This window comes from Echinicola jeungdonensis (assembly GCF_030409905.1).
In the GTDB taxonomy this organism is placed as follows: domain Bacteria; phylum Bacteroidota; class Bacteroidia; order Cytophagales; family Cyclobacteriaceae; genus Echinicola; species Echinicola jeungdonensis.
Genome location: NZ_JAUFQT010000002.1, coordinates 671530 through 687627, shown reverse-complemented (window position 1 = coordinate 687627; position 16098 = coordinate 671530). Strand labels below are relative to the sequence as shown.

The following is a 16098-nucleotide window of genomic DNA, read 5'->3' as shown; positions in this document are numbered from 1 at the left end:
GTTCTAATTATTAGTGTTTGCAGACAGAGATTCGGGTTTACATATTTGATTTTACAAATCAAATAAATCCAACAAATCACCTAATTTTGTCAAATGATAGATTTTAAAGAAAAAGGAAAGGTAATGGTTACCTGTAAGGACCGGTTTGCTCCTTATTTAGAAGAGGAATTAATTGGTTTAGGCTTTAAACCAATCTTAGTTCATCGCACGGGAGTTGAAATTAAAGCAAGTTTAAATGATTGTATTTTTTTAAACCTGCACCTAAGGACCGCTAGCCATGTACTTTTTGAGATCAAATCTTTTTATCTACATCATGCTAAGGATATTTACAGAAGGGTTAAAGTGATTCCCTGGGAAAATTATATCAAAAAGGATGATTATTTTTCGGTGGTATCTCATGTAGAACATGAAAGTGTGGACAATCCTTTATTTGTTAATGTTAAAATCAAAGATGCCATTGTTGATCGGTTTAGGGAAATAACTGGTCAAAGGCCGGATTCAGGCTCAGAATTCAATGGGGCTGTATTTCAAATGTTTTGGAGGGAAACGCAAGCCTCTCTTTATATCAATACCAATGGAGATACACTTGCAAAAAGAGGCTATCGAAAAATCCCGGGAAAAGCTCCCATGGCCGAAAATCTTGCTGCTTCAACCATATTAGCAGGAGGATGGAATCCAGAATCACCCTTTGTGAATCCAATGTGTGGGGTAGGTACTTTAGTAATTGAGGCGGCTTTGATGGCTACCAACCGATTTCCTGGTTTATTTAGAGATCACTACTCATTTATGCATATTTTGGGCTTTGATAAAGAAATTTACCAACATATGCTTGATGAACTAAGGGCAAAGGTAAATGATAATATCACGGCCAATTTTATTGCTTCTGACATCAGCGAAAGGGCCATATATGCCAGTAAGGAAAATGCCAAAACGGCAGAGGTGGCCGACCATATTCAATTTGAGGAGGGAGACTTTGAAGAAACCTCTGTCCCGGAAGCTGATGAAGGGGTAGTGTTTTTCAATCCAGAATATGGGGAAAGGCTGGGAGAGGAGGATGCTTTGCTGGAAACTTATAGGAGGATTGGTGATTTTATGAAACAAAAATGTCCTGGATATACAGGGCTGATTTTTACAGGAAATAAAAATTTAGCCAAAAGAATAGGCCTTAAGCCCAAAAGAAAAATAGAATTTTACAACGGAACTATTGACTGCCGGTTGTTGAAATTTGAACTTTATAAGGGAAGTAAAAAAATAAAGTCCTAAAATTTCCTAATTAAATAAAAGTTTCATCCTTAATATTGAAAATTGAGATAATAGGGAGAGGTAATTTTGTTTTGAGCAAAAACTTAAGAATTTCATTAAAAAGTTTTTTCGTCCTATTAGTTAGAGGTATTTGGTGTGGTAGGATTTAAGGATTAACTCTAATTCCCTAATTTTCAGAAAGACTAGGAAATCTGCCTGTCGAGAGAAATATTGGATTTCACTAAACTTTATCAATAAAAAGCCCTTTTCCTAAATCAGGAAAAGGGCTTTAATCCAAAAAAATTGAATTAAGGTATGACGAGCAACGTTTTCTTTTTCAGACCTTTAAGCGATTCTTTTTCTTGTTATTTAAACGCTGTATACCCCTGAATTATTTCCTCATTTTATATCTTTTTCAAATTGACCCGGGGAAAATTATATTCCTATTTCTTGTACATTTTGGATACCCTTACTTGGTGAATTTCGATACCTTTTGGTTTTCAAATAACGGTTAAGTTCCTTTTCATCAAATAGAGGGCTTTTGGGGTCAAAGCTGCTTATCCTAACTCGTCCCCTGGAATGAATAAATGATTGATTACCAATCCACATTCCTACATGAACCACCTTTTCTTTTGAGGTTTCGGTAGCCGGTTGGCCAAAGAATAATAAATCTCCAACTTCAAGATTCTCCCAGTTCTTTAGCGTATCCACCAATGAACCTTCCCGAACTTGCTGAGATGCATCTCTTGGAATAATTTTTCCATTTAAATAATATATGGTCTTTGTAAAACCACTACAGTCCACCCCCTTAATGGATGTGCCTCCCCAAAGGTATGGGGTCCCCATCATAGTTTTGGCCGTTGAAATTAATTTTTCATCGGTAAGCTCTCCTCCCTTAATCCAATTTTGAAATAACATACCTTCAGATTTAGGAATAAACCCGGTCCTTCCATCAGGAAATACTATTTCGAAATGATCCTGGCTTATTTTTGCCAATTGCAAAATATTACCGGCTACTAGATCACTGATTTTTTCGCTTTCTTCTTTATCATTAAAAGCAAAGCCAGTTGTAGTGGTATAAATTACTTTTTCAGATTCTTTCCAATTATTCATTTTTAAAGAATCGCAAAGGGCAATTCCAGCTTCATCAACCCAAGCAAGGTATTGATCTGGTGTTTGTACCAAATACCACCCTTCTTTTTCTTTTAAAACTTTTAGGGGAGTACCCAATGTTGCTTGGGTGGACAACTCAGCGGAATGGTGTGGCTCGCTCCGAAGATTGGCAACTGATAGGGTGATTAAAGCTTGGGTTTGGTTTCCAAGACCCTGAGAAGGAAGAATACGAACCTTATCGGTAAACTTTATACCCTCATTTCCCAATTTGGCTTTTAGTTCTTGAAGGCCTTTCAGCTGGTCCGTTTCTCCTTTAAGGATTCCATTTTCGAATTTCAAGTCAAAAATAGCCACTCGTTTGTCCGGAGCATATTCATTTTTTAACTCTTCTATTATTGGGGAAACCTGTTCCTCTTTTGAAGAGGAACAGGAGCCCAATACAAGGAGTCCAATAATCAAATAAACGAAACTGATATTATGGTTTTTCATTTTTTATTCACGTTCAAATAATCCCTAAATATAACCAATAGGTAAATGCCGGACAGCTTATTCAACCAATCCAGGTTGTCTTTCCAAAAACTCCTGATACAATCTTATTTGTCTATTGGTCATAGGGATTTTATATCCTTCTATAAAAACATGTTTGATTTTGGTTTGGGGTTCAAATGGGTCTCCATTTGAAATAAAGAGGGTAGCGGATTTCCCAGGTTCAATCGACCCTAACTGATCATCCACTCCAAAAATTTCAGCAGGAACTATGGTAATAGCCTTTAAGGCACTTTCTTTCCCCATTCCATAATTTGCTGCAAAGCCTGCGTTAAAAGGTAGGTTTCTCACATTTTCTGCGTCAGAAGTCCTCAAAGCAACTTTTACACCTGCTTTTACCAGCTCACCGGGGTTAGTATAAGCAGCATCATAGCGATCAGATTGCCTTGGAGGTAGGGATAGGACAGGCCCGATAATAACTGGAATCTCAGCAGTTGCAATTTTTTCAGCCACTCTCCAGCCTTCTGCAACCCCCATAAAAATAGCTTTAACTTTTTTGTCTTTAACCCATTTGATGGCTCTGATAATGTCAGAAGCCTTGTTTACTTCAATAAGCAAGGGAAATTCTCCATTCACTACTTTTGCCAAATGACTCATCTCAGGGTAATATTGGAGTTTCGCTTTTTTGGCTGAAAGATCTTGGTAAAGCATGGCTTTTTCCCAGATTTCATTCAAGCTTTTCATCTCCTTTTCCAATTCTTTTTTGATTTCCTCTTCAGTTCTTCTGTCCCATCGGTTCTTTCTTTCAGAAGAAGGAAATTCCAGGACCACCCCCTTAAATCCAGCAAACATTTGTTCAGGGGTATATCCATTTAGATTAATAAGGGAAGCTGTACCTGGAAAAAGGCCTCCTGAAGGGAATGTCAATACCGTCGTTACTCCACTCACCCGGGTGATGGGAATAGATACCGAATTAGGGTTTATGGCATTTAAAGCCTCCATTTGGGGCGTAATTTTTCCAATTTCCTTATAATCCCTGGTTTCTGATAATGATCCTATTTCCACCAAACCCAATCTGGTCCCTGCATCTATAAAGCCAGGATAGATATATTGGCCTTCGCAAGGGATAATCTCCACATCATCAGTAGGAATTTCTTTTCCAATTTCTAATATTTTCCCATCTTTCAATAAAACGGAAGTATTTTCAAAGGTCCCTTGGGTTACTGTAATTACCGTTCCTCCTCTTAACAAGAACTTTCCTTTTTTAGCCTTAATAATTTCTCCTTCAATTTGTCCCCAGGAATGACCAGGGAAAAGCAAATAGAGAAAGCAGCCAAGGATAAAGTAAATTCTTAACATATTGTTTTAAATATCTTATAATCAGCAATATATGATCTTATTTTTTATGAGTTGAAAGATTGAATTTGTTAAAAATGTTCAGTTCCATACATGCAGCTTTTGCTTGAATTGTCTTTATAAACAGGCTCAATCAATTGTTCGGGATCTACTTTTAAACGTTGGTCATTTTTGTCATCCTGGATATCAAAATATTTAATTCCATCCACAAAAGTCATTTGAGGAATGGCATAAATGGATAGGGGATGTCCTTTAAAAATAACCAGGTCAGCCTGTTTTCCTTCCTCCAAGGAACCAACAAAATCATCTATTCCCAACTGTTTTGCTGGGTTGATGGTAATTAAAGCAAGGGCTTGTTGATCTGAAAGTCCTCCATAACGCTGGGTTTTGGCAGCCTCATGGTATAAATGACGGATTAATTCTCCAGAGTCTGAATTGATAGAAGTACTCACGCCATTCTCCGTTAAGATGGCTGCATTGTAAGCTGTGGAATAATATACCTCAAACTTATAGGCCCACCAATCACTGAAAACGGAGGCTCCCATGGAAAATTTGGCTAGCTCAGGGGCCACCTTAAAACCTTCGTTGGCATGTGAAAAAACAATTTTTTCCACTCCAAATTCCTGGCAAACTTTGATGAGCATATAGATTTCATCAGCTCTGTAGGAATGGCAGTGGATAATAATTTCCTCATCTAAAATATCCGCTAGGGTTTCCAATCTTAAACTGTAATCAGGAGGAGTTACTTTCCTATCATTTTTATTTTCCCGGTAGTGCTCCCATTCATTTTGGTATTGCAGGGCCTCCTGAAATCCATTTCTAATAACCTCTGCCACTCCCATTCTGGTATTGGGCTGGATATTTTGTCGGCTTCCATGAACCCTGATAGGGTTTTCTCCAAGAGCAAACTTTATAGTCCTGGGTGCATCCTCCATGATTAATTCTGAGGGTTTTCTGTGGCCCCACCTGTGTTTTAGGGTTACATTTTGGCCCCCAATGGCATTTGCAGATCCATGCATGGCATGGGAAATAGTAGTTCCTCCTGCCAAAGCCCTATAAATGCTGATATCATAAGGGTTTACCACATCCTTCATTTGAACTTCTGCAGTAATCGGATTGGTAGCTTCATTTATGTCATCCAGGGCAATATGTGAATGCGCATCAATAATTCCGGGCATTACATACATTCCATCAGCATCAATTGTTTCAATATTTTTAATCTTGATATCTTTCCCTATTTTGTGAATTAGACCATCTTTTACCCAAAGGTCCGTATTTTCCAATTCCCCTTGGGTAATGGTCAACAAATGGGCATTTTTGATCAATACATTCCCTTTTGGGATTTGTGCAAATCCTTCAAATAAGCTCAAAAACACAAGAATTGTCATCAGTAAGCTTCCCTGCTTTTTCATAATTTCCATGATTTAGCAGATGTTTCTGGTTTTTTCTTTGCTTTTATGGGGAAATTCCCAAAATCCTTCACTTTCATTTCACCTTCTATTTTTTCCGCTGACCATTTTCCTTCAATCTTAACCACCAGAAATTGCCCTTTCACCATAACTTTAAAAGAAAAATTCACCATTTCCCCATCCACTTCGATATCATCCAGCATTTTAGTGATTTTTCCACTTCCCTCCGGATCATCTATGGTAATAGTTCCCTTCCAATCATCTGTTTCTTTCCGAAGGGTAATGATTCCTGAAGATTTCCCTCCTGGCGTTTCTGATGTATATTCCCATTTTCCCTCTAGTGCTTTGGTTTTTGCAGATTTTGCTTCGCTATCTTCTAATTCAAAAACATAACCATCGGCCACAACAAATTTTATCTCGGAGTTTTCTTTAAAAAGACTATCGGTAGTGACCACCAAATTGGCCCATTTCCCCTTTTCAATGCTTCCACAGTATTCTGATATTCCTAAAATATTGGCTGCATTAAGGGTCAAAGCGGCAAGGGCCCCTGATTCACTTAGGCCTTGATTTATCATTAACCGAATATTTTTTATAAAATCCCCTTTATCTAGTCGCTGGGTGCTGAAACCAAAGGGAATTTTGGCACTTTCAAATGATCCAGCCAATTGAAGTGCATCTTTATAGGCTGCTTGAACCCGTAAAAGATTGGCTTTTTGGGTAGGAGTAGGATCTTCCAATTCTTTTTGGGAAGGTTTATCTTCCGGCAGCTTGAGGGAAAGTGCAACATGTGCACCCGATTGTTTAATTTCAGGAATTAAATGTTTTCCTTCATGTACATCAGTCAGTAGTAAAGAAAAGCCAAGTTCTTTCTTTAGCTTTAAGGCTCTTAACATTTCCAATTCATTGTCCACCTCAAATACCACTGGTGATTTTTTGTCAATAACTGGATATAAAGCTTCTAATACTGGATCCCTATTGGGTCTGGTTACTCCGGAAATTTCATTAATAAAGGTTTTGTCCCTTTCCAAGGCCAATTGAGCTTTTTGGTAAAGTTCTCTCCATTTGGCCATCATGCCCAAAGTGGTACCAGGATAAGTTCTGCGCCGGGTCCTAAATTGACTGAATAAACCGGAGTCTTTGATGACATAATTTGAATTGGAATTATCACCATGGATTACTAGGGCTGTTTTTCCAGGTAACAATTCCCCATAAGGAAGTATTTGTGCCATCGTAAAACCTAATCCCCTCCATTGGCTGATTTCCTCACTTTTCGGGTTCCAATAATCGATAGCATTTCGGTAGGGGGTGATTCCCCCGTAATCACTGGGAGGATTAATAGGGTCAAAATCATCAGGCTTTTTAATTTTCTCAGGTTCACATACAGCAATATTGGCTGCAAGGGAAATAAAACCAGGGTATACATATAAGGAATCCCCTTTAATTTCCTTGGCATCAATTGGGATATTGGGGTTTTTTCCTACTTCAATGATTAATCCATCCTTAAAAACCAAGGTGGCATTGGAAATTATTTTACCCGGAGAAGGAATAATAGTGGCATTGGTAATTGCATAAGTTCCTGTAATCCTTTTTTTGCCAGTATTATCACTTTGAGCTAAAGAAAGGCTGGACTGGAGGAAAAAGAACCAAACCAACAATTGAATTAAGGCATTTAATCGCTTCAACATACCTAATGTATTAGCTTGATTTATCAAACAGAAATGTCCTGCAAGCTAAACAAAAGATTTATTTTCTAATAAATGAAATTTTCTTATCGGTCGATTTCCCTATACAAAAGCAAAAATATAGATGTGAAATATTATTACAGGTATATGAAAAAAATAAGTTAGAGTTCCTTTTGTGACAAGTGGTATATTAGGTTAAGAAATGTTAATAAAAGTATCTATTTTTAAAGTGAAAAGAGGAATAAAATTGGTATATGAAAAATATTTTAGTAATTGAGGATGATCAGTTGATCTTAAAAATGGTGGAATTTCGCCTTAAAAAAGATGGGCATAATATCAAATTGGCTGATAATGGGAATGCAGGAATAGAGGCTATTGATGATATTAATCCCGATCTGATCATCACTGATATTATGGTTCCTTTTAAAAGCGGAATTGAAATCATTGAATATGCCAGAAACAAAAGACCAGACACCCCAATTATTGTTTTAAGTTCATTGGGTGAGGAGGAAGGCACTGTCATGGAAGCTTTTAACCTGGGGGTATCCGATTTTGTTCCTAAACCCTTTAACCCCAATGAATTAGCTATTAGGGTAAAAAGGCTTTTTAAGAATTAAATGATGCATGATTAGATTTAATGCATTTATTATTATAACAGTTTTCCTTGTTTTCGCCGGGATGAAACATAACAATGCTGCCCAGGCATTGCAGGATTCTGTTCAGACCTTGGATTATTTAAGGGCATACAGTCCCTTACAGGGATTAAGGTTTCAAGTAGTAAAGCCTGAATCTGAGGGGAAGGGTCAACCAGTAATAAAAGCAACCAAAAATTATAGGGAGGCAATTCGAGTTTTAGATTCCTTAAATGATTTTTCACAAAAGAAAGGCTCCATACAATTTTACATTTTTAACCAAATATCAAGTTTTCCAGAAGTTCAGGAATATGTGAATTTGCTGAGGAAAAATGAATTGGTTACGGAGAAGGCGGATCAAAATTTTGACAATTCACTTATTTTAGAAGCCAATAGGATTCCTTTTCAGCCTTTTTATAAATTAAAGTCCAAGATTTTTAATGATATCAAATTTGTGTTTTTAATAGGGATAATGGCCCTGTTTTTTGTAACATTTATTGTGCTATTATTTTTCCTGGTGGTGGTCAGGGCAAAAAATGTCCGGAAAAATACCCAGACCAAAAAATTCCAAAGAATGTGCCAGTCCCCATTGTCCTTTTTATTGATGGAAAGCAGCATGGAAGAAATGGAAGAAATGGATTTTTTGAACATGAGTAAATTATTTCCTGCTCAACATTTCCCAAAAAAATTATTCAAGGAAACATTACTTAAGGAAATCATCAGCTTAAACAAGAACTTGAAGGGAGAGTTCAAGGACCGGTTAAAGTTAATTTATAACTGTTTAAACCTTAATCATTTAACCATAAATAAGTTAAAAAGCAGGAAATGGGATACCCTAAGTTCCGGAATTGTGGAATCTAATGAAATGGATGTTATAGCTGCAATTCCTTATATAGAACCCTTGGCATCAAACAAAAACCATATCGTAAGGACCAATGCTGTTATTGCATTACTTAATCTTTCCCCGAATAAGGATTTACAATTTTTAGCTAAACAAAAATACCCTCTTTCCAAATGGCAGCAAATGTCCATTTATCGGGTGATTAAATATATTGCCACTGAGGAAAAAATTGACCTGATCCCCTTATTGGAATCCAAAAACAACACTGTTAGGGTTTTTGGGATTAGGTTGGTCAGGTATTTGGGGAAATTTGAAATTATTCCCCACTTATCCAGAATGTTTTTCCAATCCACTGAAGAGGAAAAGCAGGAGATACTTTCAACCATTAAATCTTTGTCTGCCTTCACCGAGGTGGAATTGGTCAATGAGGCTTTTTTAACCCAATCCAAAGAAATTGCCATTATTGCTGCAGATGTATTAAAAGATATTGGAAATGAGGATTCAGTACAATTAATGGTAAATCGACTAAAAGAAGGAAACCTAGGTTTTGAACTGACAAAAACCATTTTAACCGGCTTATTGGCCTTGGCCCCGGATAAATTTGAAGAATTTACGGAAAATATGCCTTTCAAAGAGGTTATTGCCATCAGAGACCACCTGAAAGACCCCATGTTTGATTATGTATAATTTATTATTTGATTGGATCCTCCATTTTATGGGGATATTTTTCTTGCTGTACAGTTTTGCGGTCATCTTGATTTATATGGTGATTACAGGACTATCAGGCTGGGAATTAATGGAACAAATCAAGAAAAATAAATTTGTCGATTATAAAGATGTCATCACAACCCCGGTTGGCCCTGGGGTAAGTATCATCGCTCCTGCCTATAACGAGGGTAAAACAATAGTACAAAATGTAAGAAGTCTTTTATCCCTTCACTATAGCAAATTTGAAGTGATTGTTGTAAATGATGGGAGTAAGGATAATTCCATGGACATTTTGATCGAGCATTTTGACCTTAAGAAAACAGCTTATGCTTTTGAAAAGGTTATTTCCACCAAACCCATTAAAGCCATTTACAGATCCTCCAACCCTTCTTTTAGTAAGCTAACCATAGTTGATAAAGAAAATGGAGGGAAAGCGGATGCCTTAAATGCAGGTATCAATATATCTTCCAAAGAGTTAATTGCCAGTATAGATGTGGATTGTATTCTAGCCAATGATTCCATTGCCAGGATGATCCGGCCTTTTTTGGAGGAAACCAGAAAAAAGGTAATAGCCGTGGGAGGAGGAATTGGCATTGCTAATAATTGCGATATTAAGGATGGAACCGTGGTTCGGTACAGGGTTCCGGAAACTACCTTGGGAAGGTTTCAGGTAGTGGAATATTTCAGGTCATTTTTATTAGGTAGAATGGCATGGTCCAGGGTAAATGGTCTTTTGTTGATCTCTGGAGCTTTCGGATTTTTTGACAAAGAAACGGTGATCAAAGTGGGAGGTTATTTCCCCAAACGGTTGGAGAAGACATGGAATTGGTCGTGAGAATGAGAAGATATATGGAAGAACAGAAACTTCCCTACAAGGTTGGTTTTGTTTCAGATCCACTATGCTGGACAGAAGTGCCGGAATCTGGAGAAATTTTAAAAAGGCAAAGGAATCGCTGGATGCGTGGTACCATTGAAACCCTTCAGCTCCACAAAACCATGAACTTTAATCCAAAGTATGGGTTTTTAGGAATGGTTTCTTTCCCTTTTTGGAGTATATTCGAAAAAAATGCGCCATTAATTGAATTAATAGGGGTACTTTATACATTTGTCCTAATTTTGAAGGGAGATTTTAGTGCCCTTTATTTCATTGGGCTTTTCACCTTAATTTATGTTTTCTCAGTGATGCTTTCCTCTTTGAGTATATTTTTCGAAGAGTTAGCCTTTAACCGATACAAACATAAGGGAGGTTTGAGAAAACTGATCATTACCATTTTGAAAGAGCCCTTGCTGATTCATCCCAGGTTAATGTGGTGGTGCATACAGGGGCATTGGAATTTTATTAAAGGAAAAGGCGGATGGGGAGAAATGGTCAGGACCGGCTTTGCAAGGAGTACCAATAGAAGAGTAAAACCATGAGGATAATATTTATTTTTATTTCCACTGCTATATTATGGATTCCCCTTTCTATAAGTACCTATGGCCAGGAGATTAATAATCCGGATAAAAAATTTGGGGAAGCAAGGGAATTGGCTTTTGATGGAAAAAGGAAGGAAGCTATCCAGCTGTCCAAGAGGATAGTCGAAAAATATCCAGGTTACAGTGATGTTTGGATCCTAATAGGAAGGATATACAGTTGGGAGGGGAAAAATGATTCTGCCTCTGTATATTTTGAAGAAGCATTGGAAAAAAGTCCAAGCTATGAGGATGCCTATGTTGGATATTTGGATAATTTATTTTGGGCTGGACAATATGATAAAGCTGAAATTGTGCTTGATAGAGCTTTTGAAAATTTAAAACCACCTTCATCCAAAATTGAATACAGAAAAGCCAAGTTGGCGTATTATAGGGAATCATATGGAAAAGCCCTTAGGTTAACGGAGAAGCTTTATGAAAAAAATCCAAAAATGGAAGGGTTACTTTCCTTTATCCAAAAACTAAAGCGATTGTCCATTTCCAATGCAGTTGGGCTTCTATTTGACCATGATAGTTATGATGGTCAAATTGCTCCCTGGCAGACTTATAGATTTTATGGAAGAAAGACCATCAAAAGCTTTGGAAGTGTAATTGGCCGGGTCACTCATTCCAACCGGTTTGGAACCAATGGAAATCAATTTGAGCTTGATGCTTATCCTAGTTTGGGTGAGAATAGTTATGCCTATTTAAATGTTGGCTTTTCCAAAGCATCTTTTTTTCCTGATTTCCGATTTGGAGGGTCAATTTATTGGAATTTACCCAAAGCTTTGGAGTTGGATATTGGGTACAGAAACCTAAAATTCACCTCCAGTACCCATATTTTTACAGCCTCTTTGGGTAAATATACTGGCAATTGGTGGCTCAACCTGCGTGGAAATCATGTCCCTTCACAGGAAGGAGGGGCATTCAGCGGGAATTTCCAAGCCAGGTATTATTTCAAAGGGGCAGAGGATTTTTTCAGCTTCCGGATAAGTTCAGGGATTTCAGCTGATGAGGAGGAAGGATATCTTCAAAGGGAATTATTGGGCTCATATGGTGCTAGAGTTGGCTATCAGCAACTTTGGTCAAGTCATTGGATGGGATTTGCTAATATAAGATATTCCCAGGATGAAATCAGCTCAGGCAATTTTCGACCCAATTTTAATATTTCTGTAGGATCTGAATTTCGATTTTAATGGAAAACCGAACTCCTTATATTTATATTAAAAAGAAATGGCGATGGTCCCTTTTTGTCATTTTAATAATTTCGATTCCCATATTTATCATCCCTGCTATTAGCCATTTAATCTGGAAAGTAAAACCTTCCTTTTCCCATCAATTTACCATTTTGGACAAAACTGTGCCCGATGAGGAAAGGTTAGAACATAGGGCTATTTTTTGGACTTTAAATCATTTGAAAATTAATAAACCAAATGGCCTTCCCTATAACTTCAAAGAAGATTATTTGGGTTTTTTTCCAAAGGAAAATGCTCCACATACCATAAGAGATTTGAGTGGGTATTCCGCCAAACAAATAGATAGCTTGGCAATAAATACGGATGCTTTTTATTTAGTGGATTCCTACGGGGTTTATGATGCTGATTTTAGCGATCAAAAGACTGGAAAAATTTCAAAAAAAATATATGGTGGATTGACTGAAAATGATCTAGAACTTTTGGACCAGTTGATCAAAAAGAAAAAGCTTGTCATTGCTGAATTTAATTCCATGGGGGCACCGACCCAGGAAGACCTTAGGTTATCCTTTGAAAAAAAGATGAAGATTCGTTGGACAGGTTGGATCAGCAGGTATTTTGATGAACTGGATACCTTGGTGAATGAAGAATTGCCAAATTGGCTCATTAAAAATTATAAAAACCAACATGGGAATATCTGGCATTTTAAAGGTTCCGGACAGGTATTTGTTCATGAATCCGGACAGGTGGAAATTCTTAAATTTGGTGAAGACCTTACCATTGAGGTTCCGCATGTAACCAGTCCATATAATAGTCAAACTGAAATTCCACTTCCCAAATCTGTAAATTTTCCATATTGGTTTGAGATCATCCGAATTTCCCGCGATTATGAAGTCATTTCTTATATTGATTTAAGTCCCAATAAAAGCGGATTGAAAAAACTGCAGGAAATGGGGCTTCCCCAATATTTTCCAGCTACCATCCACAGAAAAAATGGGGAAGGGGATATCTATTATTTTACCGGGGATTTTGCGGACAACCCTATTGGGATGAAAACATCTTCCTTTGCAGGTTTTCCCTGGTTAAAAAAAATGACTACCCACAGGTTTGATTATTCCAACAGGACATCATTTTACTGGAATTATTATTTTCCATTATTAAATCATATTACAAAAAAGCATTTAAGGAAATAGCCTATTGGTTAATTCTGATTCCTCAGGGGGAATGATCCGGTTATTACTCATAGCATAGTTATTCTTACTTTTGAAATCATTAAACTTGATCTGGAGTTGGTCAAATTTCCTTTCATTTTCCAGGGGTGTCAAGCCCATTTGATCCTGAATTTTATAAAGCTCTTGGTTGGATAAAAAATACTCACCATCAATGTATTCCATCAATTGGTTTTTATTCCTCATAAGGGCATGATCCATTCTGGATTGGAAACCTACGGCAGTATCCAAAACATACCCTCTCCAGGCTACATTTTCTGGCAATTCCAATGGGTATTGATTTTCAAGAAAACTCAATAGGGTTGGAGTGATTTCAAAATGCGTATTAACGGCATTCATTGTTCTCCCTTGCTTAAGTTTTGGAGAATAAATGATTAATGGAACATGAAACCGGTCTATTTTCGTAGAAATGGGGATTTCAGGCAAACGGTGATCCCCGGTTATGATAAACACTGAATTTTCTGCTCCAGGCCTTTTCATGTATTCCTCAAAAAACGCTTTTATGGCCTCATCAACATAAAGGATACTTGCAAGTTCTTTCTGATAATTTTGATGATTAATAGAGGAGTGCGTGTAGCCCTGTTTCCTTAAAAAATCATTAAATTTTTGATTATAATGACCTTGATTTGGAAGTACAAAGGGGTCATGGGAAGATTGGGTTTGGAAAATATTCAATTGGGGCATTTCAGTTTCAGGGAGATGCCGGAGTCCATTTTGGAATAAAGCTTTGTCAGGATACCCCCATGAAAAACCAGAGGAGGAAGGAGTCTGGGAAAAATCAGGATCAAAACCTCCCATATCTATAAGTTGGTCCACATTCTGGTAATTTAAAAATGGGCCTACATTATCAAAATTTTTATCTGCACCAATAAAATAGTTCACCTGGTAGCCATTGGCTTTTAGCAAAGACAATAACGTATAATGGTCTGGGAAAGGCATTGCTTCCTGAAATCCATGTTTTCCAAATGGCAGGGAACCAAAAATCCCAGGCAAAACACCAAAAGTTCTTCCAGTGGTGGAGAGGTTATTTTCCCAATTTAAGCTCTTTTCAGCCAGTGAATCCAGGAAAGGAGTAAAACTACCCAAATAAGCATTTTTACCAGAATATGCCTTCCCCAACCCCTCTACCAATACAAAAACAATATCGGGCAAGGTGTCAAATTCATGAAAAAAGGGTCCCAACACATCAGGGTATTTATTTTTATGTAAGAAAGGGTAGGTGGAATTGGTAAATTCTTTTTCCACTAATTGATTTTTATTACCCTCATTGGAGAGGTAAAAGTCGAAATAAATATGGGAGGAAGTTGAGAAGTAATTATATGTAGCCTCATAAAAGTACAGGGATTTATTTTGGCTTAGGTTATTTTCTATTTCTGAAAGATCCTTTGCTTTTAATTCCGGAAGCAGGTAAAAAAACAACAATAAAAAATAAGTCAGTCCCGAAAAAATAATTACAAAAGAGTTTTTGTATGGGATTATTTTCCCAGCTTCCAACAAAAGGTAAATTACTAAAATCAACCCCGCCAATCCTATTAACATAAAGTAATTGAGCGCACCTGATGCAGCCACTGTATCATATAAATCTTTTACTGAATAGGCAAATAAATCAGACCCCAAAGGAACGAGAGTTTTGGAAAAATAAAAAATAAGCCCCAATTCGAAAATCACCAACAGGCTTAATATCAATTTCAATAAGAAATAGGAAAGCTTAGGAAGTACCAAGCCCATAAAGAACTGGACTATTAAAAAGAAACCAATTACATAAATTCCCCATTGGAATGTTTCAAAAACATTGAACCAAATAACCTCCTGATCCTCAATATTAATGTCATGGATTTCACTGACCCAAAACACTTCAAAAAGACCAAGTGTCAGCATCATTAAAAGAAAAATTACGCTTATTTGCCAAAACCTAGTCAAATTCCTCGTAATATTGGCAATTAATTTGGATTGAATCGCTGCTTTTTGGTCCATCTTTATTTGAAAATTGACGTAATTTTGAAGTGCTAATTAACTAATTATTTAAATATTTATTCTTATAAATTAGCTATATTGTAAAATAAATTAGATCATCAAAAATGAATAAAGGTTCCCTAATTAAAGAACTGTTTTCAAACATCAAAACAACTGGGGCAGTTACATTTAGTTCTAAGTCATTGGTGAACAAAATGCTGTCCTTTGCCAACTTTAAGGGGGCAAAAACAATAATAGAACTTGGAGGTGGAGATGGTAGTATTACCCGTGGGATTATTGAAAGAATGGAAGATGATGCTCAGTTGTTGGTATTTGAAATTAGCAAGGCTTTCTGTGACAATTTAAGGAAAGAATTTAAGCATAAAAATATTCAAATTATATGTGATTCGGCAGAAAATATGGATCGATACCTTAATGGTAAATCTGCCGATTTGATCTTTTCCTCTTTGCCTTTTAGCTTAATCCCCAAGGAATCCAGGATTGAAATCTATAAAAAATCAAGAACTCATCTTGATTCACAAGGTTACTTTATACAGATTTGCTACTCTTACCTATTAAAATTCCAATTTGCCAATTACTTTAAAAGCATCAAAACTGCTTTTACCCTAAAAAATTTCCCCCCAGCATTTATTATGATTTGCAATTAATCAACCTATTTGGGAAAAAATAAAGTGGTAAATTAGAATATTTGTATAGCTAGTAAAAGGGCAATTAATATAGTTGGTTTAAAGGGCTACCAGATTGGATCAGTTGGTTGGAAATTGCAAGTGGGAACCTGGAT

The 16098-nt window shown here is 36.8% G+C and carries 13 protein-coding genes; 8 read left to right on the top strand and 5 right to left on the bottom strand.

Annotation, left to right across the window (positions count from 1 at the left end; genetic code table 11):
• Nucleotides 1–93 precede the first annotated feature (93 nt).
• A complete protein-coding gene (locus tag QWY93_RS16120) occupies nucleotides 94–1263 on the top strand; it encodes a THUMP domain-containing class I SAM-dependent RNA methyltransferase (protein WP_290249439.1) in 1170 nt (389 codons plus the stop codon).
• Nucleotides 1264–1677: 414 nt separating this feature from the next.
• On the opposite strand, the gene QWY93_RS16115 is transcribed toward QWY93_RS16120, so the two are convergent.
• From QWY93_RS16115 to QWY93_RS16100, 4 genes are all read right to left on the bottom strand, one after another.
• On the bottom strand, nucleotides 1678–2844 hold the full coding sequence (locus QWY93_RS16115) for a C40 family peptidase (protein ID WP_290249437.1): 1167 nt from the start codon (nucleotides 2842–2844) through the stop codon (nucleotides 1678–1680).
• A 57-nt stretch (nucleotides 2845–2901) separates the two neighbouring features.
• Nucleotides 2902–4200, bottom strand: coding sequence for an amidohydrolase family protein (locus tag QWY93_RS16110; protein WP_290249436.1), 1299 nt, complete (start codon nucleotides 4198–4200; stop codon nucleotides 2902–2904).
• 68 nt (nucleotides 4201–4268) lie between these two features.
• On the bottom strand, nucleotides 4269–5609 hold the full coding sequence (locus QWY93_RS16105; protein WP_290249435.1) for an amidohydrolase family protein: 1341 nt from the start codon (nucleotides 5607–5609) through the stop codon (nucleotides 4269–4271).
• Complete coding sequence (locus QWY93_RS16100) at nucleotides 5606–7291, bottom strand: amidohydrolase family protein (RefSeq protein ID WP_290249433.1); 1686 nt, start codon at nucleotides 7289–7291, stop codon at nucleotides 5606–5608. The genes QWY93_RS16105 and QWY93_RS16100 overlap by 4 nt, the downstream gene beginning before the upstream one ends.
• A gap of 251 nt (nucleotides 7292–7542) precedes the next feature.
• Here QWY93_RS16100 and QWY93_RS16095 point away from each other — a divergent pair, with 251 nt between their 5' ends.
• From QWY93_RS16095 to QWY93_RS16070, 6 genes are read left to right on the top strand one after another with little or no spacing between them, the layout of a single operon-like run.
• Complete coding sequence (locus QWY93_RS16095) at nucleotides 7543–7905, top strand: response regulator transcription factor (protein ID WP_290249432.1); 363 nt, start codon at nucleotides 7543–7545, stop codon at nucleotides 7903–7905.
• Between the two features lie 7 nt (nucleotides 7906–7912).
• Nucleotides 7913–9448, top strand: coding sequence for a HEAT repeat domain-containing protein (locus QWY93_RS16090; RefSeq protein ID WP_290249430.1), 1536 nt, complete (start codon nucleotides 7913–7915; stop codon nucleotides 9446–9448).
• Nucleotides 9441–10304, top strand: coding sequence for a glycosyltransferase family 2 protein (locus QWY93_RS16085; RefSeq protein ID WP_290249429.1), 864 nt, complete (start codon nucleotides 9441–9443; stop codon nucleotides 10302–10304). Before QWY93_RS16090 ends, QWY93_RS16085 begins: the two co-directional genes overlap by 8 nt.
• Complete coding sequence (locus QWY93_RS16080) at nucleotides 10289–10885, top strand: glycosyltransferase family 2 protein (protein WP_290249427.1); 597 nt, start codon at nucleotides 10289–10291, stop codon at nucleotides 10883–10885. The genes QWY93_RS16085 and QWY93_RS16080 overlap by 16 nt, the downstream gene beginning before the upstream one ends.
• A complete protein-coding gene (locus QWY93_RS16075) occupies nucleotides 10882–12117 on the top strand; it encodes a YaiO family outer membrane beta-barrel protein (protein ID WP_290249426.1) in 1236 nt (411 codons plus the stop codon). The genes QWY93_RS16080 and QWY93_RS16075 overlap by 4 nt, the downstream gene beginning before the upstream one ends.
• Nucleotides 12117–13307, top strand: a complete 1191-nt coding sequence (locus QWY93_RS16070; RefSeq protein ID WP_290249425.1) for a hypothetical protein — start codon at nucleotides 12117–12119, stop codon at nucleotides 13305–13307. Before QWY93_RS16075 ends, QWY93_RS16070 begins: the two co-directional genes overlap by 1 nt.
• On the opposite strand, the gene QWY93_RS16065 is transcribed toward QWY93_RS16070, so the two are convergent.
• A complete protein-coding gene (locus tag QWY93_RS16065; RefSeq protein WP_290249424.1) occupies nucleotides 13296–15224 on the bottom strand; it encodes an LTA synthase family protein in 1929 nt (642 codons plus the stop codon). The genes QWY93_RS16070 and QWY93_RS16065 overlap by 12 nt on opposite strands.
• 197 nt (nucleotides 15225–15421) lie before the next feature.
• Between QWY93_RS16065 and QWY93_RS16060 the strand changes: the two genes are divergently transcribed.
• Complete coding sequence (locus QWY93_RS16060) at nucleotides 15422–15964, top strand: class I SAM-dependent methyltransferase (protein WP_290249423.1); 543 nt, start codon at nucleotides 15422–15424, stop codon at nucleotides 15962–15964.
• Nucleotides 15965–16098: the final 134 nt, after the last annotated feature.

Excerpts from the sequence above, each read along its gene's own strand:
- QWY93_RS16120 (WP_290249439.1), top strand. The coding sequence starts at position 94 with ATGATAGATTTTAAAGAAAAAGGAAAGGTAATGGTTACCTGTAAGGAC.
- QWY93_RS16115 (WP_290249437.1), bottom strand. The coding sequence starts at position 2,844 with ATGAAAAACCATAATATCAGTTTCGTTTATTTGATTATTGGACTCCTT.
- QWY93_RS16110 (WP_290249436.1), bottom strand. The coding sequence starts at position 4,200 with ATGTTAAGAATTTACTTTATCCTTGGCTGCTTTCTCTATTTGCTTTTC.
- QWY93_RS16105 (WP_290249435.1), bottom strand. The coding sequence starts at position 5,609 with ATGAAAAAGCAGGGAAGCTTACTGATGACAATTCTTGTGTTTTTGAGC.
- QWY93_RS16100 (WP_290249433.1), bottom strand. The coding sequence starts at position 7,291 with ATGTTGAAGCGATTAAATGCCTTAATTCAATTGTTGGTTTGGTTCTTT.
- QWY93_RS16095 (WP_290249432.1), top strand. The coding sequence starts at position 7,543 with ATGAAAAATATTTTAGTAATTGAGGATGATCAGTTGATCTTAAAAATG.
- QWY93_RS16090 (WP_290249430.1), top strand. The coding sequence starts at position 7,913 with ATGATTAGATTTAATGCATTTATTATTATAACAGTTTTCCTTGTTTTC.
- QWY93_RS16085 (WP_290249429.1), top strand. The coding sequence starts at position 9,441 with ATGTATAATTTATTATTTGATTGGATCCTCCATTTTATGGGGATATTT.
- QWY93_RS16080 (WP_290249427.1), top strand. The coding sequence starts at position 10,289 with ATGGAATTGGTCGTGAGAATGAGAAGATATATGGAAGAACAGAAACTT.
- QWY93_RS16075 (WP_290249426.1), top strand. The coding sequence starts at position 10,882 with ATGAGGATAATATTTATTTTTATTTCCACTGCTATATTATGGATTCCC.
- QWY93_RS16070 (WP_290249425.1), top strand. The coding sequence starts at position 12,117 with ATGGAAAACCGAACTCCTTATATTTATATTAAAAAGAAATGGCGATGG.
- QWY93_RS16065 (WP_290249424.1), bottom strand. The coding sequence starts at position 15,224 with ATGATGCTGACACTTGGTCTTTTTGAAGTGTTTTGGGTCAGTGAAATC.
- QWY93_RS16060 (WP_290249423.1), top strand. The coding sequence starts at position 15,422 with ATGAATAAAGGTTCCCTAATTAAAGAACTGTTTTCAAACATCAAAACA.